The sequence below is a fragment of the Hymenobacter polaris genome (assembly GCF_012927305.1).
In the GTDB taxonomy this organism is placed as follows: Bacteria; Bacteroidota; Bacteroidia; order Cytophagales; family Hymenobacteraceae; genus Hymenobacter; species Hymenobacter polaris.
Genome location: NZ_JABBGH010000003.1, coordinates 554,490 through 575,938 on the forward strand (window position 1 = coordinate 554,490; position 21,449 = coordinate 575,938).

Genomic DNA, 21,449 nt, shown 5'->3' on the forward strand with positions numbered 1-21,449 from the left:
CTAAGTTATTTTGTTTAACATTTTGATAATGAAAGCTAAACAAAGCAAATGTTTTGCAATTTGCTTGAACTCTGTGGTTTTTTTTCGGTTAGTTTTGTATTGTACCAACCTGGCTCCCTGATGAAGACCCCCGAAGCTGCCGATGCCGCCAGTGCTAGTCCGGCCCGCAAGCGCACCAAAACCCGACCTGCTGCCCGCCGCCGCACTATTGAAAACACCTATTCGGACCCCGCGCTACGCGAGCGCCTAAAAGAAGAGATTCGGGCCGCCGCTAAGGGCGGCGAGCCCGGTACCTGGAGCGCCCGCAAGTCGCAGCTGCTCACGCTGGCCTACCAGAAGCAGGGCGGTGGCTACCTGCAGCGCCACCCCAACTCCAAGCAGCGCGACCTGAGCGAGTGGACCAAGCAAGACTGGCAAACCTCGGACGGCAAGCCCGCCCGCCGCGCCAGCGGCACCACCCGCTACCTCCCCAAAAAGGCCTGGGGTGAGCTGGACGCCGGCGAAAAAAAGGCTACCAACGCCAAGAAGAAAGCTGGCTCCAAGGCCGGCGAGCACACCGTAGCCAACACGGCCGCTGCTAAGCGCGCCCGCAAGCACGCTGAATAAGCAACTGCTATAAAAAAAGCCGCCTGTCGTACCTACGGCAGGCGGCTTTTTCGTAGGCAGTACTTTATAGCTCACGTAGTAGCCACGCGGCCGAAGTGCTAGTTGAATTGTGTCATCTTTTAGGTAGCTTATCTTAATGGAAAAATTCTTTGTAGACCTACTTGGCCTCCACGAAACCGCCCAAACAATTGCCTGGAGCCAAGTGGTGTGGCGCACCATTTCGGTTTTTCTGCTGGCAATAGCGCTGCTGCGCATTTCGGGCCGGCGCACCTTCGCCAGCAACAGCGCCCTCGATATGGTCATCAAGTTTATGACCGGGGCTATGCTCAGCCAATCTATTCTGGCCACGCTGCCCTACTGGGTGCCGGTCCTAGGGTTTACCACCCTGATACTGCTGCACCGCGCGCTGGCCTACATCACGTATTTCTTCCCGACGGTGGGCCGGATAATACGGGGGGCACCCTCCGTGCTGGCCGTCGGCACCGAAATAAACCATGCCGAGCTGCGCCTCTCCAGCCTGTCCGAGGCCGATATGATGGCCGCCATTCGCTCGGGAGCCAACCTCAACACGCTTACCGAAGTAAAAACCGTGCGCCTGGAGCACGACGGGCAGGTAAGCGTGGTGAAGAAGGAGAAAGACTAGCGGCCCTAGGGCTACCGGCGCCGCAGCAGGTACACCAAGCCATCTTGCTTGCCCCACTGAGTCAGTTGCACTACTTCCCAGCCATCGGCCGCGGCCGCGTTGAGCGCATTGGTAAGCGTGTTGCGGGCTAACGTAGCGCGGGCCGCCACCAGATTGAGTTGCCGGTCGAAGCGCGCTTGCTCACGGGCGCGTGCCTGCTGCCGGTCGGCGGCGGTTTCGGGGCGCAGCTTGCCGTTCTGGCCATGCACGTAGGTGATGGGGAGTTGCCCATCGCCAGCGGCGATAGTAGTGGTGGTTGAGGTGGTCGTTATGCTTTCGGCTGGCCCATCAAACAAGAAGGCACCCGGCGAAAGCCGTTTGGTGGAATCTGGCTCTGGCACCAACTCGTCGGTTTTGCCTCGAAAAGCTGGGCTGTAGTGCAACAGGGGCCGGCCACTCAGCCAGCTGCTACCCTCATAAAAAACTTGCATGTACGTGGGTTTTGCCGCCCCCTGGGCCGACGACCGCTGGTAGCCGTTACTCAGCAAGGCCACGCCAATAATCCCAAGCAAGTACTTCTTCATGGCTAGTCAGCAGTATTGTACCGGGTAAAGCTAACAGCCCTAGGGCTATTCCCGCTTGCCTTTCAGCATTTGCTTGAGAGCGCCCAGCTCGTCGCGTAGTTTAGCGGCTTGCAAAAAGTCCAGCTCCTTGGCGGCGGCCTCCATTTGCTTTTCGGTGGTTTTGATGAGCTTCTCCAGTTCGGTGCGGTTCATCATGGCCACTACCGGCTCGGCGGCCATGGCCAGGGTGGCGCCGCCCTCGGCGTAGGCGCCGGCCGGGGCCTGCGCCTCCACAATGCGGTAGTCGGCCAGGTCGGTTTGGCCCATAATCTGGGCGTGGCTCTTGCGCACCGTTTTGGGCGTGATGCCGTGCTCGTCGTTATAGGCCATTTGGGTGGCGCGGCGGCGGTTGGTTTCGTCAATGGCGCGCTGCATCGAGCCCGTCATGCGGTCAGCGTACAGAATAACCTTGCCGCGCTCGTTACGCGCCGCCCGGCCCATCGTCTGAATCAGCGAGCGCTGGTCGCGCAGGAAGCCTTCCTTGTCGGCATCCAGAATGGCCACCAAGCTTACTTCGGGCAGGTCGAGGCCCTCGCGCAGCAGATTCACGCCGATGAGCACGTCTACCTCCCCTAGGCGCAGGCGACGCAAAATCTCCACCCGGTCCAGCGTCTTCACGTCGGAGTGGATGTACTCGACCTTGATGCCCAGGCGCTCCATGTACTTGCTCAGCTCCTCAGCCATGCGCTTAGTCAGGGTCGTCACCAGCACGCGGTCGCCGGCTTTCACGCGGTTGTCCACCTCGTCCAGCAGGTCGTCAATCTGGTTTACGCTTGGGCGCAAGTCAATCTCGGGGTCGAGCAGGCCGGTGGGGCGAATAATCTGCTCCACCACCACGCCGTTGGCCTGGGTCAGCTCGTAGTCGGCAGGCGTGGCGCTCACGAACACCGCCTGCCGGTACATGCCCTCAAACTCGTTGAACGTCAGCGGCCGGTTGTCAAACGCCGAGGGCAGGCGAAAGCCATACTCAATCAGGGCAGTCTTGCGCGAACGGTCGCCGCCCCACATGGCCCGGATTTGCGGAATCGTGGCGTGGCTCTCATCCACCACCAGCAGGTAGTCGTCGGGAAAATAGTCGAGCAGGCAGAAGGGCCGAGAGCCGGGCGTGCGCCGGTCGAAGTAGCGCGAGTAGTTCTCGATACCTGAGCAGTAGCCCAGCTCGCGTATCATCTCCAGGTCGAACTCGGTGCGCTCCTGAATGCGCTTGGCTTCCACATCGCGCCCTTCCTTCTCGAAATAGTTGTGCTGGGCCACCATGTCGTCCTGAATCTCCTTGATGGCGGTATTCAGCGTTTCCTTGCCCGTCACAAACAGGTTGGCCGGGTAGAGCGTCATGTTCTTCTCATCGCTCAGCTTGCGGCCGCTGGCGGGGTCGATTTTCTGAATCGCCTCAATCTCGTCGCCAAAAAAGAAAATGCGGTAGGCGTAGTCGGCGTAGGCCGGAAACACGTCCACCGTGTCGCCCTTCACCCGGAAACTGCCCCTGGTGAACTCCATCTCAGTGCGCGAGTACAGAATTTGTACGAACTGGTAGAGCAGATTATTGCGCGAGTAGCGCAGGCCGGGCGCCAGGAAAATGACGTTTTTGCCAAACTCCTCGGGGTTGCCGATGCCGTAGATGCACGATACCGACGCCACCACCACCACGTCGCGCCGCCCACTCAGCAAGGTGCTGGTGCAGTGCAGCCGCAGCTTCTCAATTTCCTCGTTGATGGCCAAGTCCTTCTCAATGAAGACATCGGAGCTGGCGATGTAGGCCTCGGGCTGGTAGTAATCGTAGTAGCTGATGTAGTACTCGACCGCGTTCTGCGGAAAAAACGCCTTGAACTCACCGTAGAGTTGGGCGGCCAGCGTCTTGTTGTGGCACAGCACCAGGGCCGGCTTGCCGGTTTCGGCAATGACGTTGGCCATCGTGAAGGTCTTGCCGGTGCCGGTGGCCCCTAGGAGCACCTGGGCCGGCTCGCCAGTCTCGACGCCCTGCACGAGCTGCGCAATGGCCTGGGGCTGGTCGCCAGTGGGCTTGAAATCCGAAGTGAGCTGGTAGGTAGATACCGCCATAGAAAAGGAAAAGCCTGCTGGGAAAAGGCCAGCTAACTTAACCCCAAACCCTGGCTAGAGGTTTCTGGGCTTCGTAGAAACTAGCGGCTGCCAGCCGGCCGCACCTCGCTTGCCGGCCCCAGCCAGCGCACCTGGTAAAAGGTGGATAGCGCGCCGGGCCGCATCCTGGCCCTAGGCCGCGCTACGGGCCCCACCTCTACCCACTGCCGGGCGCCCGCCGCTGGTTCATTAATCCAGTCATTAGCAGCCTGCGCCCGCGCCTGGCGCTCGAGCGCCAGGCGGGCCAGCAAAATAGAGGTGCCGGCCAGCGCGGCCAGCAAAAGGCGCGTTACGAGAGGTGTCATAGCGATGGAAAAGGATAGTGGATAGTGCATAAACGAAGAGCCGGCCAGTTGGATGCCGCCCGGCCCACTACGGCGCCGGTATGGCGGGAGCTGGCTTGAGCAGCGAGTTGAACTGCACGCCCGCTTCCAGCCCGACGCTGTACGGCCGCTGCTGGCTCCAAAAGCGCTGGGTGGGGTCGATGTTGAGGCTCGTAATACCTGCTTCAGCTACTGGCCCCAGGCTCAGCGTCCACTGGTGGCCGGCTGGCTCGTAGTGCATGCCCACGCCCCCGCGCACGCTGGCCAGCAGGTGCCGGTAGGGCGAGCCTGCCGACCGGGTTGAGTAGCTGCGGGTAGCTTCGGGGTCGCCGTCCACCTCGCTGTGCACGTTCAGCAGCGACGAAAACAGAGTGCCGGCGCGCCCGTAGAGCGAGAAGCCGTGCCGCATAGGACTAGTGTACGTCAGCTCGACGGGCACGCCCACCGAGCGGTAGCGGTAGGATGTACTCTGCAAGCGGTCGGACTGCACCTGCACGTAGGAAGTAAGCGTGGCCACCTGCTCGCCCACAAAGCCCACCGAGCTGGCCGAACTGGCCGTGTTTTGGGCTACCTCCAGGCCGGTGCGCAGGTTCCAGCGCCCAATGCCCAGGCGGCGCGTGGCCCACACGCTCAGGCGCTGGCCCAGGCCGGGGCGCAGGTGGTTGCGGTATTCGGCCGCCGCTTCGCGGGTGGTGGCTACCGTACCCGGCCCCAGGTTAGCATTGTACTCGCCCGCCGCCTTGCTAAAGTCGATGTTGGGGTCGAACATGCCCGCCGCGTAGGCCATTTGCAGTTGCCAGGCTCGCGAGGCCCTAGGGGCTGCCACCGGGGCCAGGGCCGTAGCGCGCAGTTGCGCCGGCAAGGTGGTGCTGGCGGGTAGCCGCACGTTGGCCAGGCGGCTCCGCAACTGGTCGGCAGCCTGCGCGTCGGTCAGGTCCAGGCTGGCGGCAGGAGTCAGCTCACCGGTTGCCGCGAAGGCAGCGGTAGGCAGCCCGTCCGCGCCACTGGCTGAAAGCGAATGAAAGCCTGCTGCCGACGCGTCGTTGGCCCCTAGGGCGGCGCGCGCTGCCCGGCGGCGTACCAGCCGGGCGGTGGCGTAAGAGTTGGCTGAGCCCGGCGCGAAGGAGTTGCCAGCTAGCGAAAACGAAGCAAGAGTAGGAGTTTGGTCGATAGAAAAGCTGTTGGGTGAAGAAAAAAGCGTGGCCGAGCCCGCCTGCTCAGAAGCAGTGGTGCCGTAGTTGGCTGCTAGACGGCCGGGGAGGCTGGTGGCTACGGCGCCGCGCACGGCGCTGCTGCCGGCCGGGCCAGCGGCCGCTAGGGTAGGGGCCGGCTGGTGGGCCTGGCTGCGCCACCAGCCGCCGCCCGCCAGCGCGGCTAGCAATAAGCTAGCGGCCATGGCCCAGCGGTAGGCGGCCAAGCGGCGGCGGTAGCGCTCGTTCTGGGCCAGCAGCAGGCTGTTGTCGAGCTGCTCCCACACGTGCGGCAGGGGTGGCAGGGCCGCCGCCTCGCTTTCCAGCAAGTGGTGGCGAAACAGCTCTTCGAGGCTGCCCTGGGGTGAAGGATTGGGAGGTGTCATAATAGATAAGAATAAGTAAACGAAAAGTAGCGCAGAATAACGAAGCGTAGTAAGGAGGGTTGGGCGGATGCGGGGGCCTAGGCGCCGGGTGGTTTGGCTTGGGTGTGCAGGTGGGCTAGCCTGGTTTGCAGCACCGCCCGGGCCCGCGAGTACTGCGACTTGCTGGTGCCCTCCGATATCTGGAGCAGCTCGCCGATTTCCTTGTGCGTGTAACCCTCGATGGCGTAGAGGTTGAATACCAAGCGGTAGCGCGGGGCCAGCTCCTGCACCAGTGCCAGCAGTTCGCCATAGGCGTAGTTGCTGAACGTAAACTCGTCGCTGGAGAGCGTTTCGGGGTAGTCGCCGTCGCTTACGGCCACTAGCGGCGCGTTGCGGCGGTGCTGGCGCAGGGCGGCGTTCACCATAATGCGCCGAATCCAGAACTCAAGCGGGCACTCGCGCCGGAAGCTGCCTAGGGTACGAAACACCGTGAGGAAGCCCTCTTGCAGCACGTCTTCGGCCTCGAAGGTGGTTTGGGCATAGCGCTGACACACGGCCATCATGCGGGCGGCGTACTTTTCGTACAGCCGCTTCTGGGCCAGCGGGTGGCCCCGCAGGCAGCCGTCAATCAGGTCGTTCTCGGTGGGGGCCATGCTGCTTGCCGGGCGGCTAACGGTCAGGTGGCTGGCGGCCGCGTCGGCTGCCGGGGCCGACGCCCGCGGGCGGGGTGCAGAAGCACTCATAGGCGAAACCCCGCGGGGCCCGGAATAAAGCGGTTCAACATAGGCGACTTGCTAGCTGATGACCCCACCCGCCGCCGGCCAGGGTACTTCAGCCCTAGGAGCCCGTGCAGAGTCAAAGCGTTGCACGCAGCTAAGTAAAGTTAACTTGTAAAAAATTAACTAACTGATAAATTGAGCTTTACTAGCGAACTATCACTAAATATCCGAACAATGTAGCTACATCGGTTGTAGAAAGAGTACAGTAGCTTAGTGACACTGCTTTGCTTTCTTATTCCCTAACTCGCATGAAGACTCTCGTAGTATTCTATTCCACTTATGGCCACGTCTGGAAACTAGCCGAAGCCATTGCTGAAGGTGCGCGCGAAATAGCCGGCAACGAAGTAGTCGTGAAGCGCGTGCCCGAAACGCTGCCTAAAGAAATCCTGGACCAAACGGGTGCCACCGGCGCGCAGCAAGCCTTTGCCCACGTGCCCATAGCCACGCCCAATGAGCTGGCGGACTACGACGCCATCATTTTTGGCACGCCTACCCGCTACGGCAACTTGTGCGGCCAGATGCAGGCTTTTATGGACAGCACGGGTGGCCTCTGGGGCCGCGGGGCGCTGGTGGGCAAGGTAGGCGGTGCCTTCGTGAGCACGGCCACCCAGCACGGCGGCCAGGAAGAAACCATCCGTAATTTTCATACCGAGCTATTGCACCACGGCTTCGTCATTGTGGGCCTGCCCTACGCCTGGCAGGGCCAGATGGGCCACGCGGAAGTAACCGGCGGCACCCCCTACGGCGCCAGCACCGTGGCCGGCGGCCAGGGCGAACGCCAGCCTAGTGCCAACGAGCTGGAAGGCGCCCGCTTTCAAGGCCGCCACACCGCCGAGATAGCCAGCAAATTGGCTAAGTAAAAAAGCGAAGAAAAAAAACTGTCCTACTTATCTGGCGTCTGCTTGCCGCAGCATCTCTACCGAACAACCCCTAGGGGGCGCGGGAGAGATGCTGCGACAGGCGGACGCCAGATAAGTAGGACAGTTTTTATTTATACTATGCGGTAGTGCCCTAGGCGCCGTTCCAGATGCTCCAGGCAGCCTCGGCTTGCAGCTCCAGCATCTCAAAGCCATTTTTGGTGTGGGCACCGCGCTCCTCGCCCTGCTGCAAAAACAACGTGCTGCTGGGGTTATACACTAGGTCGTAGAGGTAATGGCCAGGCCCTAGCTGCGCGTAGTCGAGGTGAGGGCAGTCATCTATGTTGGGGTAAGTGCCTAGGGGCGTGGTATTAATAATAAGCGGGTGAGCCGCTAGAATGGCCGGCGTCAACTCATTGTAAGTCAAGTGAGCGCTCAGCGGGTTGCGCGATACCAACCAATGCCCGATGCCCAATTCGCGCAGGGCCACCGTCACTGCCTTGGCAGCGCCACCCGTGCCCAGTACCAGCGCGCGCGCGCCGGCATCGTGCCGCGGGTAGAAGCGGCGCAGCGACTCGCGAAAGCCGACATAATCGGTATTGTGCCCTACCAGGCTGCCATCGTCTTGAATTTCAATGACGTTGACGGCGCCCACCTTCGCGGCCGACGAGGCCACTCGCGTCAGGTAAGGCCAAATTTGCTCCTTATAGGGAATCGTGACGTTGAGCCCCGCCAAGTCGGGATAGCGGGCCAGTAGGTGGGGCAGCTCGGCAGGCGAGGCCAGCTCAAATAGCTCGTAGCGGCAATCAGCGAGACCCAATCGGTCGAACTTCTGACTGAAGTAGGTCTGCGAGAACGAGTGCGCGAGCGAACGGCCAACTAATCCGAAAAGACGCATAATTAGGACAGCTATACCGAATAGAAAGGAGGACCCCCGCTTAGCTGGCAGTTGGGGCCGAGCCCCGCAACTTGCTAGTAATGAACTGCCACAGCGGCGGCACCACTGAAAATAAGATGATGGCGTAGATAACCAGCGTAAAATTCTGCTTTACCCACGGAAACGACCCTAGGAAATACCCCGCCAGCGTGAGCGACACTACCCACAGCAACGCCCCGGCAATGCTGAACGACGCAAAGTAGCGATACGTCATGGTGCCCACGCCCGCCACAAACGGCGCAAACGTGCGCACGATAGGGACAAACCGGGCCATAATAATCGTTTTGCCCCCGTGCTTGGCATAGAAGGCCTGCGTCTGCTCCAAGTATTTACGCTTCAAAAAACGAAAATCTTCGCGAAAGACCCTAGGCCCCAGGTAGTCGCCAATAGCGTAGTTAAGGTTGTCGCCGATGAAGGCAGCTACCACCAAAAGCGGGATTAAATAAAAAATATTGAGCAGTGGCTGGCCCGTGGCCGGATTGTACTGCGCCGCCAGCGTGCCCGCCACAAACAAGAGCGAGTCGCCAGGCAGAAAGGGTAGCACCACGACGCCGGTTTCGGTGAAGATTATCAGAAAAAGAATAAGGTAGGTTAGGTTGCCGTAGTCGTGCACTACGTTTACCAGCGTTTTATCCAAGTGCAGGAGCAGGTCCAGAAAGTGCTTAATTAGCTCCATAGCGGGCCAGGGTCAGAATGGTTGAGCCCACAAAGAAAGGCTGCCCATTGTATTGAACCCATTTGGCCGAGCTAGCAGGTCGCAATAGTTGGGCTTTATCTAAGCTAAGGCTGATACTAAGGTTGAGCTTCTAACCTTACCTTTAGGGGAAGATTAAGTGCGTCATTGTGAAGTGCTGCACAGGCGGATAGTAGAAAAAAAGCTCCTGACTATCTCAACCTTTGCGTGTCTACTTCGGTATGAGGCTCAAAATTCTTCCTGCTAAGCTTATAGTCTTTTTTGGGTTACCTATTACCGCTCCTGGATACTAAAGCCGGCTAAGCGGTGGTATGGTTTTTGAACTAAAAAATATAAGCTAAATACCAGGAGATATAGCTATAAAACACTCTTTCCAAACGACTTGCTTTCTGCAACCTCTCTTCTCTCTTAACATGAAACAGAAAAATTTTACTCTTTCACATCACTCAGGCAGCATTTGGTCTGGATATTTAAGTAAGCTAGTGGCGCTAGTGCTATTAGTAGGTGGGTTAGGCGCTACTCAACAGGTGTGGGGACAAACGTATAATTACGATGATATTTATATTACTGCGCAACCAACCGGAACTAGTAATAAGGTATCTACTGTGTACAATGGTACATATTCTACTAATGACCAGAATGCAACCGCGGACTTTCAAGGTGCAGATTTAGGTAATGGGGCAAATTTTGACCAGTCAACAGGTGCTTTGACATTGACTGCAGTAACAGCGAATATAAATTCTAATAAAGCTGTGCAATCATCTAGCTTTTACTATAGAGTTTATTTAGTTGGGACTTCAGAAGCTAATAAGCCTAAGTATACCAGTTTTAATATGGGGCAAACTTCTTCAGCTAATACAGGTATGGAGGTGACGTTCGCTAGTGATAATTTGAGTATTGATTTACTTAATCAACCAACTGTATTAGGTGGTGGTACATATGTAGTTGAGGCTAAGTTTGCTGGAGTGTTTTCCAATGCTAGCCGAAATAATCCTAATGGTACTGGGACAATTATAGACCCTCAAAATACAGATGGGTCAGGATTTAAAGCTACATTTCAAGTTATATCTCCAGCCGTAACTCCTACAGGTGGTACTACTACTTGGCAAAGCACTTCTAGCACCGAGTGGGAATTAGCCTCTAATTGGAGTAACGGTGTGCCCAACTCAACGTCCAATGCCGTTATTCCTGCTCAGACTACACCATCAGCTTCTATCGTTTACCCTATTTTAAATAATCCAAATTACAACTATTCTGTTAACAACCTTACGCTTCAAGGAACTACTAGTTCTACAAGTTCTGCATTGACTATTAATGCTGCTACGCTCACCATATATGGTAACCTATCGCAAGGTTCTGGCGGATTAACGGGTAATACTGTAGGTAGCATGGGAAAAACCGATTCTAAAAATAACTCAACGCTTGTGTTCGCAGGTAAGGACCAAGTTATAACTGGTAACCTTGTAGTTTCGGATATTATAATCGCTGGTTCAGGTACTAAGTCAGTTATTAATCAACTTAATCCATCTAATATTTTAGCTTTTAGACCTACATCAGTCACTGATGGAGTAATAGTGCAATCTGCATCTCAAGATTTAACAAATGGTACTGTGGAAACTAGTTTCAGTACTACGGGTACGTCCTACATTCAACTAGGTGCTTCTGCCATTATCAGCTTAGCTAACAATGAGGCTGAAACTACCACTTCTTATGTGAAAGGTGTACTGCGTGCTGACCGTACATTAACGGCTGGCACCTCTAATTCTTTCGGTAATATTGGTTTAGATGTTACTCCTAATCACTCACCTGGGAGTATTTATATATACCGGGTAGTTGGTGATGCTTTGTCTAGTCCTCAAAATAATTCTCCTGCTAAGCCAATTAAGCGTCAATATCAGATAGTAGGCGATGACGATAGTAACTCGAGTGGTACAGCTGGTTCAACAGTAGATGTAGTATTTCACTACCTTCCTTCGGCTGATGAGTTGAATGGAATTGATGAAAACAATTTAACATTATTCCGTACAACAAATAAGGGTAGAACATATCAGGGGGTTGGCGGCGATTTGAATACAACATTGCATACTGTTTCGCGTAATAATTTACCTACGCTTACTAATTACATTCTCACATTAGGCGACAAAACTAACCCTCTACCCGTTAGCCTAGTAGCTTTCAATGCCGTACGCAGCAACGCCAATACGCTGCTAAGTTGGATAACGGCTTCGGAGGAAAATAACAAGGGCTTTAACGTGCAGGTATCGGCCGATGGCGTGACGTATCGTACGTTGACTTTCGTAGCCAGCAAATCGCCGAATAGCAGCAATGAGCAAAGCTATAAGTACACCGATACGGAAGCCGGCAAAGTTGGTACCCGCTACTACCGCCTAGAGCAGGTAGATGTAGATGGCAAGCTGAATTACTCGCCGGTACGCGCTGTGGGCTTCGATGGAACCGCCGCTACGTCGGTTGCTTTAGTGGCTTATCCTAATCCTTTCAGCAACACCATTGGTCTCACAGTGGAAGGTGCTACCACCACGGAAGGCAGCGCTTATGTGAAACTTGTGGACATGACCGGCCGCACAGTGCTCGACCAGAAAGTGAGCTTGGTTGGAGCTAGTCTCGCCCTAGGTGACCTCAGCAACCTGCGCAGTGGCTTGTACTTGGCCAAAGTGACCCTGCCCGACGGTTCCGTACAAACGGTGCGCGTGCAAAAGCAATAGCCCCTAGGATTTACTGAACCAAAAAGAGCGGCTTTCCCAATGGGAAAGCCGCTCTTTTTTAAGGGCTGTAGCAGTTGCGAAGTTGACTACTTAAAGGCACCCTAGGCCTCTTGGCTAGCGGAAGAGGCTAGCCGCGGGGCATGGAAGTGCCGGGCCGGCCAGACTTTACACTGCTGCGAAACATAGGGTCAACAGCTTCCATATCGAGGAAGTCGGAAAAGGTATCGCCCCGTAAGCCTAGGCGAATGGTTTCGAGGCTGACCACTTCGTTTGGCGAAATATTGCCTAGGTTCACATTGGCCCCTAGAAGCTTAATGAACCATACTTGCTGCGCCTTCTGCGGGGCTTCCCAAATGATGCGCTCCGACGGAATCTTCGTCAGAATTTCCTCTACTAGGCCCGAGCGCACCTCGCCCGTACTGCGAAACAAACCCACATTGCCGCCCTCGCGCGCCTCCCCAATTACCTTGATGGCGCCAGCATCCAGCTCCGACTGCATCTGCGAAATCCACTTGTAGGGCGGAATAATCTTCTCAGCGTCCTTCGAGCCTACTTCGCTCAGCACCTTCACCGACTTGCTTAGCTCTTTGATAAACTCGCACTTGCGGTCGTGGGGCAGGTCGATGCTGCCGTCAGACACCTCGGCATATTCCAGGCCGAACTCATCCAGCAAACGGCGATAGTCGTCAAACTGGTTACGAATAATGAATGCTTCGAACAGTGTGCCCCCCAGGTATACCGGAATGCCCGCCGCTCGGTACGCGTCTACCTTACGCTTCAGGTTGGGCACTACGTAGGAAGTAGCCCAGCCAAGCTTCACAATATCGGTATATGGTGCGCCTACTTCCAGAAAGTCTTCTACTTCCCGCAGGCTGAGGCCTTTATCCATCATCATGGTAAAGCCTTGTTCACGAGGCTTTTGCGTGCGTTCGGGGAGTTGCGAAATCGAATAATTCATTCAGCAGAACAGCGTTAAGAAATGAAAAGCTAGAGTAGCCAGCACAAAAAACCTGCCCGCTCTTGAGAACGGGCAGGTGCAAAGCTACTGATGCAACGGAAACGGCCTGGCGGCGCTACTGCCGAAACTGGTCAATGAGCCGCCGCAGGGCTGGCTGCGTGGCCAACTCTGGAAAGTAGTCGAACAACAGGGCGTGCTGGTCGTAGTTCAGGGTGAGGGCTGTTTCCAACTCGTTGTAGGCCTCGCGCAAGCGGCCAGCCGCCAGCAGATAGGCGCAAATCATGTAGTGGAAATGAGCCTCGTGCGGGTGCAGCTCCACGGCGTGGCGCAGTAGGTCGATGGCTTCGCTGAAATGGCCCTGCTCGTAGAGAATGGCGCTCCAGCTTACCCAACCCGTAGCGTCTTCGGGGGCTACTTCGGTGGCTTTTTCGTAGGCCTCTAGCGCGCTCACAATGTTGCCTACCTGGTTCTCGGCCGCCCCTAGGGCCGCCCAATACTCGCTGCTGTCGCCATACAGCTCCACCGCCTTGCGGAAGTAATGCAGGGCCTCGTAGGGCCGCTCTTGCTCCTGCAGCAGCACGCCCTGACCAAACCAAGCTTCGTCCATGTTGGGGTTTATGTCGAGGGCGCGGCGGTAATACTGCCGGGCGGGCTCCCACTCGCGCAATTTCTCGTAGCACTCCCCAATGTTGCACAAAGCTTCATCAGTGGGCTCGTTGGGCGGGTAGCTCAGCTCAAACTCGGCAATGGCGCGCTGGTACTTCTGCTGGCACACGTAGGAATCGGCCAGCCAGTGGTGCGCATCGTAAAAATCAGCTTCGATAACGATGGCGTACTCAAAAGCCGCAATGGCCTCGTCGTACTTCTCGCAGCGGTAGTAGTACTGCCCCAAGTTGTACCAAGCCGTGGCCGAGTACGGGTCATCATCGGTGAAGCGCTGGAAGAACTCCTCGTGCTCAACCAATCGTTCGCTGACTTCCAGGCAGTTGAGTAATTCCTGCACCGTGGTTTCGTTGTCGGGGTGCAGGCGCAGACTGTTCTTGTAGTGGCGCGCCGCGCTCTTATACTTATGCCAGCTTTGGTAGGCTAGGCCTAAGTTGAAATGAATATCCTCGCGGTCGGGGTTGCCGCTCAAGGCAGTCTGGAACTGGCGCACGGCCTCTTCGAACTGCCCGCGTTGGGTAGCAATAATGCCGCGCGTCACGGCTACGTCGGCATTGTCGGGCTCGCGGCTGGCCACGTCCGCAATCTGGCGCTCGGCCTCCGAATAGTCACCGCGCATGGCCGAAATCTGCGCCCGGTCAATTAGTAGCTCGGTCGAAAACGGATATTGCCCTAGGGCGGTGTCGCAGGCCTGCTGAGCTTTTTCGAAAGCGGCCGAGGTTACGTAGTGGTCAATTATTACTTCAAACTCTTCTAGGTCAAAAAAAGCCGCCTCGTTGTGAGCCAGCATTTGCTCGTAGCGCCGCACGGTTTCGTGGGCAGCCCGGGGGTCATCAAATGGTTCGTTCATGCGCATACTTACACGAAGGGAGGGCTGGCAGGACAGTAGCTAAAGATACGTGTTTTCTGGATTTGTGCCGTCCTAGACCTACTAGTTAATAAAACCTGCCAGCTAGTCTATGCTATAACCGTGGGCAGGGTAGCGAGGTTCGCCGCCAACTGCTGGGCGGCCCAGGCAATGGTATCGGCTAAAGGGATAAATTCTAAAGAGGTAGCTTTCTGTACTTTGCGAGTGTCGTAGTGAATAACTTGTCGGCCAGCCCGCGCCGTATCGCGGGTGATAAGCGGGCGCGCACCAGTGAGTAGCGCGCGCGCACGCTCCAAGCGCCAAATAACTTCGGCGGCCCAGTTGGGCACGGCCGTAGTAGGGGGGCGCCGGCCTAGGGCCTGGGCCACCTGCGCCAAAAAGTTACCCAGCGGATAAGCGCCCCCGTTCAGAATATAGCGCTCGGTAGGGCCGGCTGGCAGCTCTAGCATCAGACGCAAAAAGTGAGCCACCACATCGCGCACATCTACAAAGTTGAGCACCCCGCGGGTGTAAAAATGGTGCTGCTCGTAGGCGTAGCGCAGCAGCCGAGTGCTACTGCGGTGCCAGTTGCCGCCGCCCAGCACCACCGACGGATTGATGATAACGGCCTGCAGCCCCTCGGCAGCCCCGCGCCACACCTCCAGCTCGGCCAGGTACTTGCTGGTGGCGTAGGCCGAGTGGCTGCCCCCTAGGTCCCAGGTGGCGGTTTCGTCGAGCATCAGCGGACCCGCTGCGGGGACTGCGGCTGGCTGGCCTAGCGCCGCCACCGACGAGACGTAGCCTAACCGCACGCCGGGCCGGGCCAGGCACACATCTACTACGTTGGCGGTGCCTTCCACATTCACTTGCAGCAAATTCTCCTCGTCTTGCGGCGCATACGAAACCAGACCTGCGCAATGGAAAACGTGCGTCACCTCGGGCGTAATGGCGCTGGCCAGCAGCAGCGGGTCCAGCAAGTCGCCCGCCACCCACTCAACCCCGGCAGGGGCTAGGGCAGGGGGCGTGTCGCCCCGGTAGAGGGCTCGCACCGGCAGTTGGCGCGCCCGCAGCTCGCCCAGCAGCTGCGCACCGATGAGGCCGGTGCCGCCGGTGACAAAAATCATGTGGCAGGCTAAAGCGTAGGATTGAGGAGTGGCAGCTCCAGCACTTTGCGGAAGTAGCTGGACGCGACGGTTTTGCGGCCTAGGGCCTCCGTGTGGCGCAAGTGGTGCGTATCCGTGCCTACGAAATCGACCAGGCGGCTATCAATCATTTTTTCCGCTGCCTGCCGGGCCGCGGGCGAATAGTAGCCAGCCAGCGAGTTTAGGTTGATTTGCAGCAAGACACCATACTCATTCCGTAGCTTCTCGATTTCTGCGAAGCGCCCATAGTAGTATACATAGCGCTCGGGGTGCGCCAGCACGGGCCGGTAGCCGGCCGCTTGCAAATCAAAAATGGTAGTGCGTAAGTTGAGCGGCTCGTTCAGAAACGACGTCTCGAAAAGCAGGTAGCGCTGCTCGCCGCCAAAAGTGAGCAGCTCGGTGCCCGCCGCCAGCTTGCGGCCCAGCCACTCATCGAGGTAGTACTCGGCCGCGCATTCTAGCTTTATATCCCCTAGGCCCGCTGCTTCAGCTGCAGTGCGCAACTCGGCCAGCGCTGCCCGAATACCCTCTGGCGTGTTCTTATAAAAGTCGCCCATTACGTGGGGCGTCATAATGAGCTTATGAAACCCTAGCTCGCGCAACTCGCGCAGTAAATCCAAGCTGTGGGCCACCGTTTCGGCGCCATCGTCGAGGCCCGGCAGCAGGTGCGAGTGCATATCTGTACGCAACCCGGCCAGCGGCTGGCCAGTCATCAGCCCAGTGGCGGATGAGACTGACTCGCCCCCAAAAAGTTTCTGCCAAAAGCTTGCCATAGCTATATGCTAACTAAAAAGCCGCTTCATGCGCTGGCCAAAAGTGGGCTTGCCGGGTTCCGGCTCCTCATAGTAGCCCATGCCGTAGCTGCCATACCCGTAGCCATAGCCATACCCATATCCATACCCATAGCCATTCGAGCCCTGGGCCTGGGCGTCATTAAGAACGGTGCACATGCGCCCAAACTGATTGTTGCGCATCAGGCGATTCAAGTTTTTGAGGAAAGTTTTGCGGGAATAGTTCGCTCGCACGATGTAAATAGGCACATCCGCCTTGCGCATGATGAGGATGCCATCGGTTACCAGGCCCACCGGCGGCGTATCAATCATGATAACATCGTACTGCTGATGCAATTCCTTAATCAGCTGGTCGAAACGCGGGCTTAAAATTAATTCTGAGGGATTAGGCGGTGTCGGACCAGCCGAAATAAAATCAAGCGCCTCTACAGAAGTGTGCTGGATGCATTCGGCTGCACTATGGCGGTCAATAAGAATAGTGCTAATGCCACGCACATTCTCAGCCCCAAAAGCTAGGTTCACTTTTGGCTTGCGCATATCCAGGTCCAGAATAATAACCCGCTGACCCGATAGCGCAATGATGCCTGCTAGGTTCACGGCCACGAAAGTCTTACCCTCGCCCGAGATGGTGGACGTAATGGATATAAGCCGTTTTTTATTCGATGGACTAATAAAGTCCAGGTTAGTTCGAATAGAGCGGATAGCTTCTGACACCGAAGCTTTCGGATTTTTATCCACTACTAACCGCGAGATGTCCATCGGCTCTTTTGCATATGTCGGAATTACCCCGAGTACTGCCGCTTTCGTATTGCGCTCCAGCTCACCTACGCTGGTAACCGTGTTGTGCATCAAGTAGCGCCCCGCAATTAATCCTAGGCCCAATATCAAACCGCCAGCTAAACCAATAGCATAAACCAGCAAGCGTTTCGGTGAAATAGGGTCAAGAGGTGCGGAAGCTGAAGAGAGAACTTGGAAATCAGGATTAGTGCCTGCACTGCTAATTTCGTAGTCTATCTGTTTTTGCAATAAATTTTGAAAAATACTATTGTACAAATCGAGTGGTCGCTCCAAGCGAGCTAATTCTGTTTGGATACCGGGTAGCGAATGAAGTTTTTCTATTAATTCCGTATTCTGCTCATCAAGCCGGTCGATCTTTTTCTGCAGTAATTTACTGCTCTGCACTAATTGACGATTAACGGCTTGCTGTGTGGTCGCTAAACCAGCATTCAAATCTTCAACTGTAAAGGTTCCGCTTTTATAAGAGCGCTTAACACGCGCTATGTTCAATTGCTGCGCATTAAGTTGTTCCAAAAGCTGTACCAGTACCGGGTCATGCAAATCGGCTAGGGCCGGAATATTCTGACTGACCGTTTGGTCTTCGCGAATCGTAAGACGCGCTTCTTCGGCTAACTGCTTGACTTCTTTCAATAACTGAATACCTTCTTCCAGCGTCAATCGTTGAGCTATTAATTCCTCTTGCTTTTCTCTGGTAGTAGCTAACTCGCCCTTCGCATCGTAGGTGCGGTTACGACCTACAAAACTCTTTAAGTTATTTTCTGCTACGGTCAGCTTTCTGCCATACTCTTGTAATTGCGTAGTGACAAACGCTCGTATTTTAGTAGTAGTTAAGCTCTTTTCCTCCAATTTTGCTTGGAGATAAACGGAGTCTAATGCATTTACTATAGCTACTGCTTTGAGACGATTATTGTCAGTAAAAGCGATTTGAATTGTATTAGCATTTGGATTTAATACTTCTACCGTTAGGTTAAGATTGAGATACCTGTCAATTGCAGTATCATCAAGTAAAGTAAAATGATATGCGTTGCCAATTAGTGGTTTTGATTCCCCGTCAGGGAGTAAGCGCAGATTTATTCCAGGCAAGCGCACTAGCTGTCCAATTCCATAGGTGCCACGGATAATTTCTGCACCAGCAGTTATCGAAAGTTGATAGTGTTGGGTGTCAATATATTCTATTTCAAAATTATGATTATAATAACCATCATCTGAAATACTGTATTCTACGCGAAAGGGAGAAGTATTAAATAATTCATTTTCGAGTACTGTTCCTTTGGCGTAATAATTTATATCCAGAGGTATTAGCTTTTTCAAGCGATTGTACGTAATTTCCGACTTAATCAATTCTATCTCACCAGCTAGCTTCGAGCTGGGACCATCCTGGCCGTTACTACCCGGTGCACCACCCAGCCCTAATACGGATGCGCTTTTCTGTTCGTCTATTTTAAGTACCGAGGAGGCTTTATATACAGGCTTGGTATAGCGTAAATACAGCCAAGACCCGGTTATTCCCACTATGAGTAATAGCATTACCCAAAGTAGGCTTCGGCGAGCTACCAGCACCAAGGTGGTCAGGTCGAGTCCCTCACCGGCTTCTGTTTCCTCTTCAGTAACAGTTTGGCCCGTTGAGGAAGGCGTAGCATCGGCATTACCTGTCGCTGTAGCTTGGCGAATCAGTTCCTCTAACTCAGCATTCTCACTCACAGCCATAAAGGTAATTTTTAGATGATACTAGGATATAAAAATTTGGTATTAAGTTTATCTACCTTCTAACAAATGATATAATAGCTAGAAAAAACCCAATAGAGCTAAAAGCAAGTGAGTAAACTGGTGCAGCATCAGCAAGCGCCTCTAGGAAAGGTCGACGAACGGGTTGCACATAAATAATATCATTAGGTTCAACCTGCAGGTTGCCACGTCGCATTCCCTCTATAGTACTTAAGTCAATAAACTGTACTTGCGGGTTTTTTAGGTCACCCCGAATAATGCGAATATTATCGACGCGGCCGCCGTAACGACCACTGGAACCTACGCTAGCATCGACCCCCCCCGCCAGAGCTAATACTTCCAGCAGGTTCATATTATCATTATTGAGCGCAATAACCTGCCCGCCTGACGCCCCTAGGATAATAACGCGGTTGTTGGTAACAGCTGTACGCACAAAAGATTCCACATAGTACTTGTCGTAGCGTACCTTCAATACGCTGTCAGCTTGCAGCAACGTAAATCCCTGTAGGCGTACCTCATCTATAATGGGAAGACGTACTTTGCCGTCGGCCTGCACTAAGTAGTCACTGCCCGTAGAGCCAGCCCCGGCACCAGTGTTGCGCCCCGTAGTAGCTGGCCGGGCAACGCTACCACCGCCACTTGGCGAGCCAAACGGCAGTTCACCATTGGGGTCAATCAGTCGTTCTCCTTTATTGGTGTACACCCGTACATTTAAGTAATCATTGGGCTGGATGCGGTAATTGCGCGAAGTGCGATTTACAGCCCGGCGCAGCCTAGCCGTATCTACCACGCCATCAGCTCCTTTTGTAAGACGGAAAAGCGTGCGCTGCCGATAATACTTAGTAGAAGCGCAGGAGGACAGCAGCCCGAGCACGGGCAAAACCAGCCAGCAGAATGTCTGGAGCCGGAAAAGAGGAGATACGCGGGAATAAAGCAAAAGAAAAGGCTGTTCAAGGAAAAACCGAGCCAGCTGGCCAGGTAGGCTGGGGCTGTGCGCACGGAAAAATGTTCCAAAAGTAACCCTGGCAGCGGCAGCTTTCAAAAATCAAGCCGTTGCTCACCCACATGCTGGGCTTCGCCGTAAATTTGTTTGGTAGCGCTAGGCCTTATTGCCAAGCTGCCAATACTCTTCCTTCCTCTTCTCTCCCCACCCACATGGAAGCTACCCTAGCAACCGAAAACCAAGAAATGATTGCGCAGATGGTGCGCGACTTTGGCCAGCAGCACATCAAGCCGCATTTTATGCGCTGGGATGAAAGCCAGGAATTTCCTCGCAAAGTGTTTCGCCAGTTGGGCGAGCTAGGCTTAATGGGCGTATTGGTGCCCGAGCAGTACGGCGGAGCGGGCTTCGGTTACCAGGAATACGTGACGGCTATTGCTGAGCTTTCAAAGCTAGATGGTAGCATTGGGCTGAGCATGGCGGCGCACAACTCCTTGTGTACTGGCCATATTTTGCAGCACGCTTCCGAAGCTCAGAAGTTGTGCTACTTACCGCGCTTGGCTTCGGGCGAATGGCTAGGGGCCTGGGGCCTCACCGAGCCCAATACTGGCTCGGATGCCGGCAATATGCGCACTACGGCCGTGCGCGACGGCAACGACTACGTGCTGAACGGAGCCAAAAACTTTATTACCCATGGCAAGAGCGGCGACGTAGCCGTGGTCATTGCGCGCACTGGCGAGGTAGGTGACTCGCACGGGATGACGGCTTTCATTGTGGAGCGCGGCACGCCGGGCTTTGCAGCCGGGCGCAAAGTGGATAAGCTAGGAATGCGTGCGTCCGAAACCACGGAAATGATTTTCACGGACTGCCGGGTGCCGGCCGAGAACGTAATCGGAGAAGTGGGCGAAGGCTTCGTGCAGTCCCTTAAGGTGCTCGATGGGGGGCGCATTAGCATTGCGGCGCTTAGCCTAGGCATTGCGCAAGGCGCCTACGAGGCCGCTTTGCAGTATAGCAAGGAACGCCAGCAGTTCAATCAGCCCATCAGCAAATTCCAAGGCATTGCTTTTAAGCTGGCCGATATGGCCACCGAAATTGAGGCGTCCAGCCTGCTGACCTACCGGGCTGCCGCTCTTAAAGATGCGGGCCACAGCGTCAACCAAGAGTCGGCCATGGCCAAGCTCTACGCTTCCGAAACGGCCGTGCGCGTGGCTAACGAGGGCGTGCAGATTTTTGGGGGCTACGGCTATACCAAGGATTATCCGGCCGAGAAATACTACCGTGACGCCAAGCTGTGCACGATTGGCGAGGGTACCAGCGAAATTCAAAAGCTGGTAATTGCCCGCACCTTGCTGAAATAGAGCCGGCAACCCTTGCTACTAAGCGGCGCTCGACGTATCTTTGCGGCCCGTTTGGCCTGAAATTTCCTTACCCCTCGATATGATTATCGTTCAAATCAAAGACAACGAAACCGTTGACCGCGCGCTGAAGCGCTTCAAAAAGAAGTTTGAGCGCACCGGCGTGCTGAAAGAGCTGCGCCGCCGCACCTTCTTCCAGAAGCCCAGCATTACCAAGCGCAAGCAGAAGCAGAAAGCCGTTTACAAGCTGGCTACCTACGGTACCGACAGCGAATAAACCTTCACGCTGAGTTTCGTTGAGGCTGATAAAAAGCCCGGCTGGTTGCCTACGCAACCAGCCGGGCTTTTCGCGTGGTAGGTACCCTAGAGCTGGGGTAGGCTACTAATGTGAGGCCGATACCTTGTAACCGAACT

At 55.4% G+C, this 21,449-nt stretch carries 19 protein-coding genes; 6 read left to right on the forward strand and 13 right to left on the reverse strand.

What is annotated here, in order from left to right; translation table 11 throughout:
• The first annotated feature begins 120 nt into the window (after nt 1-120).
• On the forward strand, nt 121-606 hold the full coding sequence (locus HHL22_RS18780) for a hypothetical protein (protein ID WP_169532934.1): 486 nt from the start codon (nt 121-123) through the stop codon (nt 604-606).
• Nucleotides 607-742: 136 nt separating this feature from the next.
• A complete protein-coding gene (locus HHL22_RS18785; protein WP_169532935.1) occupies nt 743-1,249 on the forward strand; it encodes a DUF421 domain-containing protein in 507 nt (168 codons plus the stop codon).
• Between the two features lie 11 nt (nt 1,250-1,260).
• Here HHL22_RS18785 and HHL22_RS18790 read toward each other — a convergent pair whose 3' ends face one another.
• The 5 genes from HHL22_RS18790 to HHL22_RS18810 form a co-directional block, all read right to left on the reverse strand.
• On the reverse strand, nt 1,261-1,812 hold the full coding sequence (locus tag HHL22_RS18790) for a hypothetical protein (protein ID WP_169532936.1): 552 nt from the start codon (nt 1,810-1,812) through the stop codon (nt 1,261-1,263).
• Nucleotides 1,813-1,857: 45 nt separating this feature from the next.
• The gene (gene uvrB, locus HHL22_RS18795; RefSeq protein WP_169532937.1) at nt 1,858-3,909 is read right to left on the reverse strand and encodes an excinuclease ABC subunit UvrB; all 2,052 of its coding nucleotides are present in this window, start codon (nt 3,907-3,909) and stop codon (nt 1,858-1,860) included.
• A gap of 80 nt (nt 3,910-3,989) precedes the next feature.
• On the reverse strand, nt 3,990-4,253 hold the full coding sequence (locus tag HHL22_RS18800; protein WP_169532938.1) for a hypothetical protein: 264 nt from the start codon (nt 4,251-4,253) through the stop codon (nt 3,990-3,992).
• A 67-nt stretch (nt 4,254-4,320) separates the two neighbouring features.
• Nucleotides 4,321-5,847: a hypothetical protein gene (locus HHL22_RS18805; RefSeq protein WP_169532939.1), complete on the reverse strand. Its 1,527-nt coding sequence runs from the start codon at nt 5,845-5,847 to the stop codon at nt 4,321-4,323.
• Nucleotides 5,848-5,924: 77 nt separating this feature from the next.
• Nucleotides 5,925-6,569 carry an RNA polymerase sigma factor gene (locus HHL22_RS18810; protein WP_169532940.1) on the reverse strand — a complete coding sequence of 215 codons (645 nt, stop codon included), beginning with the start codon at nt 6,567-6,569 and terminating at the stop codon, nt 5,925-5,927.
• A 284-nt stretch (nt 6,570-6,853) separates the two neighbouring features.
• On the opposite strand from HHL22_RS18810, the gene wrbA reads away from it, so the two are divergent.
• Nucleotides 6,854-7,465: an NAD(P)H:quinone oxidoreductase gene (gene wrbA / locus HHL22_RS18815; RefSeq protein WP_169532941.1), complete on the forward strand. Its 612-nt coding sequence runs from the start codon at nt 6,854-6,856 to the stop codon at nt 7,463-7,465.
• Nucleotides 7,466-7,616: 151 nt separating this feature from the next.
• Here wrbA and HHL22_RS18820 read toward each other — a convergent pair whose 3' ends face one another.
• Together HHL22_RS18820 and HHL22_RS18825 are read right to left on the reverse strand one after the other, a co-directional pair.
• Nucleotides 7,617-8,360 (reverse strand): shikimate dehydrogenase family protein, encoded by a 744-nt coding sequence (locus HHL22_RS18820; RefSeq protein WP_169532942.1) that lies wholly within the window; start codon nt 8,358-8,360, stop codon nt 7,617-7,619.
• 40 nt (nt 8,361-8,400) lie between these two features.
• A complete protein-coding gene (locus HHL22_RS18825) occupies nt 8,401-9,075 on the reverse strand; it encodes a DedA family protein (protein ID WP_169532943.1) in 675 nt (224 codons plus the stop codon).
• 431 nt (nt 9,076-9,506) lie between these two features.
• Between HHL22_RS18825 and HHL22_RS18830 the strand changes: the two genes are divergently transcribed.
• Nucleotides 9,507-11,816 carry a T9SS type A sorting domain-containing protein gene (locus HHL22_RS18830; protein ID WP_169532944.1) on the forward strand — a complete coding sequence of 770 codons (2,310 nt, stop codon included), beginning with the start codon at nt 9,507-9,509 and terminating at the stop codon, nt 11,814-11,816.
• Between the two features lie 127 nt (nt 11,817-11,943).
• Here HHL22_RS18830 and HHL22_RS18835 read toward each other — a convergent pair whose 3' ends face one another.
• The 6 genes from HHL22_RS18835 to HHL22_RS18860 form a co-directional block, all read right to left on the reverse strand.
• Entirely contained in the window at nt 11,944-12,774 is an 831-nt protein-coding gene (locus tag HHL22_RS18835) for a phosphosulfolactate synthase (protein WP_169532945.1), read from the reverse strand.
• Nucleotides 12,775-12,889: 115 nt separating this feature from the next.
• Nucleotides 12,890-14,287, reverse strand: coding sequence for a tetratricopeptide repeat protein (locus HHL22_RS18840; RefSeq protein WP_169532946.1), 1,398 nt, complete (start codon nt 14,285-14,287; stop codon nt 12,890-12,892).
• A 107-nt stretch (nt 14,288-14,394) separates the two neighbouring features.
• Nucleotides 14,395-15,408: an NAD-dependent epimerase/dehydratase family protein gene (locus tag HHL22_RS18845; RefSeq protein ID WP_169532947.1), complete on the reverse strand. Its 1,014-nt coding sequence runs from the start codon at nt 15,406-15,408 to the stop codon at nt 14,395-14,397.
• Between the two features lie 8 nt (nt 15,409-15,416).
• Nucleotides 15,417-16,103 carry a tyrosine-protein phosphatase gene (locus tag HHL22_RS18850; protein ID WP_241738180.1) on the reverse strand — a complete coding sequence of 229 codons (687 nt, stop codon included), beginning with the start codon at nt 16,101-16,103 and terminating at the stop codon, nt 15,417-15,419.
• Between the two features lie 105 nt (nt 16,104-16,208).
• The gene (locus tag HHL22_RS18855) at nt 16,209-18,722 is read right to left on the reverse strand and encodes a polysaccharide biosynthesis tyrosine autokinase (protein ID WP_169532949.1); all 2,514 of its coding nucleotides are present in this window, start codon (nt 18,720-18,722) and stop codon (nt 16,209-16,211) included.
• Nucleotides 18,723-18,774: 52 nt separating this feature from the next.
• On the reverse strand, nt 18,775-19,782 hold the full coding sequence (locus HHL22_RS18860; RefSeq protein ID WP_241738181.1) for a polysaccharide biosynthesis/export family protein: 1,008 nt from the start codon (nt 19,780-19,782) through the stop codon (nt 18,775-18,777).
• A gap of 113 nt (nt 19,783-19,895) precedes the next feature.
• Between HHL22_RS18860 and HHL22_RS18865 the strand changes: the two genes are divergently transcribed.
• Both HHL22_RS18865 and rpsU read left to right on the forward strand, forming a co-directional pair.
• Entirely contained in the window at nt 19,896-21,038 is a 1,143-nt protein-coding gene (locus HHL22_RS18865) for an acyl-CoA dehydrogenase family protein (protein WP_169532950.1), read from the forward strand.
• 79 nt (nt 21,039-21,117) lie between these two features.
• Nucleotides 21,118-21,312, forward strand: coding sequence for a 30S ribosomal protein S21 (gene rpsU, locus HHL22_RS18870; protein ID WP_169532951.1), 195 nt, complete (start codon nt 21,118-21,120; stop codon nt 21,310-21,312).
• Nucleotides 21,313-21,449 lie beyond the last annotated feature (137 nt).

What these genes read in the sequence shown, in the direction of transcription:
- wrbA (WP_169532941.1), top strand. Translation starts at nt 6,854, where the DNA reads ATGAAGACTCTCGTAGTATTCTATTCCACTTATGGCCACGTCTGGAAA.
- HHL22_RS18805 (WP_169532939.1), bottom strand. Translation starts at nt 5,847, where the DNA reads ATGACACCTCCCAATCCTTCACCCCAGGGCAGCCTCGAAGAGCTGTTT.
- HHL22_RS18785 (WP_169532935.1), top strand. Translation starts at nt 743, where the DNA reads ATGGAAAAATTCTTTGTAGACCTACTTGGCCTCCACGAAACCGCCCAA.
- HHL22_RS18800 (WP_169532938.1), bottom strand. Translation starts at nt 4,253, where the DNA reads ATGACACCTCTCGTAACGCGCCTTTTGCTGGCCGCGCTGGCCGGCACC.
- HHL22_RS18825 (WP_169532943.1), bottom strand. Translation starts at nt 9,075, where the DNA reads ATGGAGCTAATTAAGCACTTTCTGGACCTGCTCCTGCACTTGGATAAA.
- HHL22_RS18845 (WP_169532947.1), bottom strand. Translation starts at nt 15,408, where the DNA reads ATGATTTTTGTCACCGGCGGCACCGGCCTCATCGGTGCGCAGCTGCTG.
- HHL22_RS18865 (WP_169532950.1), top strand. Translation starts at nt 19,896, where the DNA reads ATGGAAGCTACCCTAGCAACCGAAAACCAAGAAATGATTGCGCAGATG.
- rpsU (WP_169532951.1), top strand. Translation starts at nt 21,118, where the DNA reads ATGATTATCGTTCAAATCAAAGACAACGAAACCGTTGACCGCGCGCTG.
- HHL22_RS18850 (WP_241738180.1), bottom strand. Translation starts at nt 16,103, where the DNA reads ATGCACTCGCACCTGCTGCCGGGCCTCGACGATGGCGCCGAAACGGTG.
- uvrB (WP_169532937.1), bottom strand. Translation starts at nt 3,909, where the DNA reads ATGGCGGTATCTACCTACCAGCTCACTTCGGATTTCAAGCCCACTGGC.
- HHL22_RS18820 (WP_169532942.1), bottom strand. Translation starts at nt 8,360, where the DNA reads ATGCGTCTTTTCGGATTAGTTGGCCGTTCGCTCGCGCACTCGTTCTCG.
- HHL22_RS18840 (WP_169532946.1), bottom strand. Translation starts at nt 14,287, where the DNA reads ATGAACGAACCATTTGATGACCCCCGGGCTGCCCACGAAACCGTGCGG.
- HHL22_RS18855 (WP_169532949.1), bottom strand. Translation starts at nt 18,722, where the DNA reads ATGGCTGTGAGTGAGAATGCTGAGTTAGAGGAACTGATTCGCCAAGCT.
- HHL22_RS18830 (WP_169532944.1), top strand. Translation starts at nt 9,507, where the DNA reads ATGAAACAGAAAAATTTTACTCTTTCACATCACTCAGGCAGCATTTGG.
- HHL22_RS18810 (WP_169532940.1), bottom strand. Translation starts at nt 6,569, where the DNA reads ATGAGTGCTTCTGCACCCCGCCCGCGGGCGTCGGCCCCGGCAGCCGAC.
- HHL22_RS18790 (WP_169532936.1), bottom strand. Translation starts at nt 1,812, where the DNA reads ATGAAGAAGTACTTGCTTGGGATTATTGGCGTGGCCTTGCTGAGTAAC.
- HHL22_RS18835 (WP_169532945.1), bottom strand. Translation starts at nt 12,774, where the DNA reads ATGAATTATTCGATTTCGCAACTCCCCGAACGCACGCAAAAGCCTCGT.
- HHL22_RS18780 (WP_169532934.1), top strand. Translation starts at nt 121, where the DNA reads ATGAAGACCCCCGAAGCTGCCGATGCCGCCAGTGCTAGTCCGGCCCGC.